The sequence below is a fragment of the Paenibacillus sp. N119s genome, from assembly GCF_059447605.1.
The window spans coordinates 1-4,334 of the sequence record NZ_JCAJRU010000327.1 but is presented as its reverse complement, the minus strand read 5'-3'; the positions used below and the strand labels follow the sequence as shown (position 1 = coordinate 4,334).

General features: G+C 46.9%; 4 protein-coding genes. All 4 read right to left on the bottom strand.

Annotation, left to right across the window (positions count from 1 at the left end; all coding sequences use genetic code 11):
- On the bottom strand, positions 1-637 hold a 637-nt coding region (locus tag AC5V8P_RS23825; protein WP_495473933.1), incomplete at its 3' end, for a FecCD family ABC transporter permease.
- Positions 638-839: 202 nt separating this feature from the next.
- Entirely contained in the window at positions 840-1,814 is a 975-nt protein-coding gene (gene abnA, locus AC5V8P_RS23820; protein ID WP_064795821.1) for an arabinan endo-1,5-alpha-L-arabinosidase AbnA, read from the bottom strand.
- Between the two features lie 198 nt (positions 1,815-2,012).
- A complete protein-coding gene (ilvA, locus tag AC5V8P_RS23815; protein ID WP_064795820.1) occupies positions 2,013-3,299 on the bottom strand; it encodes a threonine ammonia-lyase IlvA in 1,287 nt (428 codons plus the stop codon).
- 208 nt (positions 3,300-3,507) lie between these two features.
- A partial coding sequence (locus tag AC5V8P_RS23810; RefSeq protein WP_495473932.1) for a carbohydrate ABC transporter permease occupies positions 3,508-4,334 on the bottom strand: 827 nt, incomplete at its 5' end.

The window sequence follows — 4,334 nt, the reverse complement described above, 5'->3', positions numbered from 1 at the left end:
CTGCATACCAGAAGGCTAAATCCTGACTTAGATCAAAGTAAATCGCAATTCCCGAAGTCATGGAACCTAACAAGGCTGCTGTCACAGCCCCAGACACCGTGAGTCTCATGGGTGTCAATCCTCCTGGCGCGGAAGCTCCCAGTCCGAATACCAGCAAGGTACTCATCAGTGCCCCTAGGAACGACAAAACAATTAACGTCCCATAAGGCAGATCAGGGAAAAAGGCAAAACTCACTGCAACTACAAACATCGCTCCTGCGTTAATGCCCAGCACACCTGTATCCCCCAGCGGGTTGCGCGTGATGCCTTGAATCAAAGAGCCTGCAACCGCCAGCGCAGCCCCAATGATAGCTGCACCAAGCACACGCGGCAATCGCAGCTCATGAATAATCTGATGGGTCGTCAGCGAACGATCATAGTGAAACACTGCCGACCATACCGTGCTTAGGGTCAGATCCTTGGCTCCAAATGAAATGGCAGCAAACATGGCCAAGGCCAGCAATACAGCCGAGGCTGTGAACAACAACGCCTGCCGAATCCTCCCCGCTCGGAGCACTGTGCGGGCTATAAGGGCTACTTCCGGAGCAGTCCTCTCTGTCGAAGCTGTATGTTTGTCCATGCTGTCTTTAGACTGCATTTTTGGTGAGGTCACTCCCTCCATACCTGAAAGCCATTACGACCCTCATTACAATAAACGCAAATGATAATGATTATCAACTTGATTCATAATAGCATGTTTCTACAACATTGCAAGCCAAAAACTGTTCCCCTGTAGGAGGAACAGTTTTTAGATACATCTATGTGAGATGACTACACGGATGATTTCAAGCAACCTCTATTTAGTAGGTAGGCCAGCCTGCCGAATCCCATTTCAAATCGCTAATCAGAAGCTTTGGATTTCCGCCATCGGTGGCGTCATAGGCATGACGTGCGATCACGCTGTTGTTATAGACAGATTGCCCACCTGGTCCCCTCCAGCGGTCATTCCCCGCATCCAGTATTGTTCCACCACCGTCCATCAGACTTTTTCCGCTCTTGTCCAAATACGGTCCGGTAATACTGGTAGAGCGACCATATATGATTTTGTAATTACTGTTTACGCCTTTGCAGCAGTTATCGATGGAAGCAAACAGATAATAATAGCCATTGCGGTAAGTAACATGCGGTGCTTCCAAACCACCAGCCGTACGTTTAGCAATAGAATAAATCTGGCCCGTAGGCTTCATCGTATTTTTATCCAGGCGAGTCACTTTCAATCCCGAATTCCATGAACCGAAGGAAAGCCATGGGTTGCCAGAAGCATCAATAACCAGATTCGGGTCAATCGCATTGTAATCGTCAGAATCCGTCGTCCGCAGCACTAATCCATCATCTCTCCAGCTTCCCGCACCAATGCTCGTTGCTGAAGTTAAACCAATGGCCGAAGTGCGCGATCCGAATGTAGAAATGGAATAGTAAACCCAGACACGTCCATTGTACTTTTGAGCATCCGGTGCCCACACATCATTTGGGGTTTGTTTAGGAACATACGATTTCCACCATGGTAGTGGCGATAAGAAAATTTGCGGCAATCTGTAAAAATTGTGTCCGTCATCCGATCTTTGGACCTGTATCCCCTGCCCTGTGGAGAAAATATACCATGCATTGCCTTCCTTGGTGATGGACGGATCATGTACTGCCACATCGCCAGTTAACGCCCAATGCTCGGCTGATGTGGACGGCACCACGGACAGCAACAAAGCAGCCGAAGTTACGGCAGCAAACGCTGTTCGGGCGAATCTACCCCGTACTGATTTTTTCCATGCTTTCAACATTCTTTCGCACCTCCGAATTAATATCTTTATGATGAAAATCAGGTGATACGCTTATTACATTAGTGTTTATACTTATGAAGTTACCCATATATTAACCTATCAACTTCGGTTTTGTAAACGCTTTATTTCAAATAAAAAGGAATTTATAAACTACTCATAACATTGCACATACAAAAAAAAGAGCCCGTAGGCTCCTTGCTAGATTAGCATATTAAACAGATTCTCATTTTTGTTCAATTCCGTATAGTTAATCCCTTTGCGATTCATTCGTTCAATTAAAGGAAAATAGTCTTCCTTGTGGAACAACTCTATGCCGACCAGTGCTGGTCCGTTTTCCTTATCATTTTTTTTCGTATACTCAAACCTAGTAATGTCATCGTTCGGTCCAAGCACTTCCTGAAGAAACTCACGTAGTGCCCCTGCTCTTTGCGGGAAATTCACCATAAAATAATGCTTTAGCCCTTCGTAAATCAGGGAGCGCTCCTTAATCTCCTGCATCCGATCAATGTCGTTATTGCCACCACTGACGATGCAGACCACTGTTTTGCCCTGAATCTGCTCACGATACAGATCAAGTGCTGCTACAGGCAGCGAGCCCGCAGGCTCTACAACAATCGCATTTTCATTATACAGCTCCAGAATCGCTGTACATGCCTTGCCTTCCGGTACCTTCACAATATCATCCAAGGTATGTTTACAAATGTCATACGTTAACTGCCCCACACGCTTGACCGCAGCTCCGTCAACGAACTTGTCGATTTGTTCCAATGTAACGACCTTGTTCAAACGCATCGCTTCCGTCATCGATGCTGCGCCCAGGGGTTCAACGCCGATGACTTTGGTGGTCGGACTCACCGTTTTAACATACGTACCTACACCTGCCGCCAAACCGCCGCCGCCAATCGTAACGAATACATAGTCCATAGGTGTATCCAGGCTTTCCATCACTTCCATGGCAATCGTACCATTGCCTGCAATAATTTTCGGCTGATCGAATGGATGGATGAAGGTCATTTCCTGCTCGCTGCATACCTTCATGGCCTCGTCATAAGCATCGTCAAACGTATCCCCGATCAAAATGACCTCTACACTGTCTCCGCCAAAGCGACGTACCTGCTTCACCTTCTGATTGGGCGTTGTGCTCGGCATAAAAATTTTACCGTGGATGCCAAGCGCGTTACATGAAAAAGCCACGCCTTGTGCATGATTACCCGCACTCGCACACACAATCCCTTTTTCCATTTGCTCAGGAGTCAAGCTGCGAATCATGTTGTAAGCTCCACGGATTTTAAAGGACCGCACAACCTGGAGATCCTCTCGCTTCAGATACACATTACAGTTATATTTAGCCGATAGGACGGCATCCCTCTGTAAAGGTGTACGAACAATCACCTCACGCAGCATATGATGCGCCCGTACAATATCCTCCATGCCAACGGTTGATGCCGTGGCCGGTTCGGTTTTCTGGGTTTCTGTTGGTTCCATAGCTTCTCCACGCTCCGCCTATATTTCTGTATTTGAAATCTTTCAAACATCATACCACGTTTACCTATAGCTTGTGCAGTTGATAGCCTTGAAAATGAGAATGAAAATCACTGAATCCATAAAAAAACAGGCCGAGACAATGCCCGGCCCGTCTTCACTGACTTTACACATTTTTTGTATTCAATCGACTCATTCAGCACCGTAATGGTTACCCTTTTACCCCGCCTGCCGTCATCCCTTCAATAAAGTAACGCTGGAAGAACAGAAACACGACGAGAATTGGCAAGATAGCCAGAACCGAACCGGCAATCAGGACATCATAGTTGTTGCCATATGGCGTCAGCAGACTGGACAGACCGATCGGCAGTGTCAGCATGTCGTTGGTACGCAGTACAATCATCGGCCACAGGAAGTTATTCCAGCTATTCATAGCCTGTAAAATGGCCATTGCCGCAAAAGCAGGCGCCATCAGAGGCATCATAATCCGCACAAAAATACCATACTCCGAACAGCCGTCAACCCGTGCCGCATCCATAAAGTCCTTAGGTACTCCGCTCAAATATTGACGGAAGAAAAAGATCGGAATCGGTGCGACGACAAACGGCAAAATCACACCCCATACCGTATTGATTAGCTTCATGCCGATCATGAGTTTGTAGAGCGGCAGCATGATAATTTCTACCGGAATCATCATCACGACCAGCACCAGTGTAAAAATCACATTTTTTAGTCTAAAACGATACATCTCCAGACCGTACCCGACCATCGCGGACAATATCAGACATAACACTGTAAACAAGACGGTAATGACAAGGCTGTTCCAGTACCATTGAAAATAATCCGTCGTCCCCTGAAAGATAAACGCATAGTTTTTCAAGGACATGATGGCCCACTCCAGCTTGAGATTCAAGCCGTAGCGCAGCAGCTCCGTTGATGGCTTGAATGAGGCCAGCGTCACGGCAAATAGCGGAAACAGGGCGAACCCAGCAAACAGAATGAACAAGACAACGAGAAATGCAGACAACGGGCCTTTTT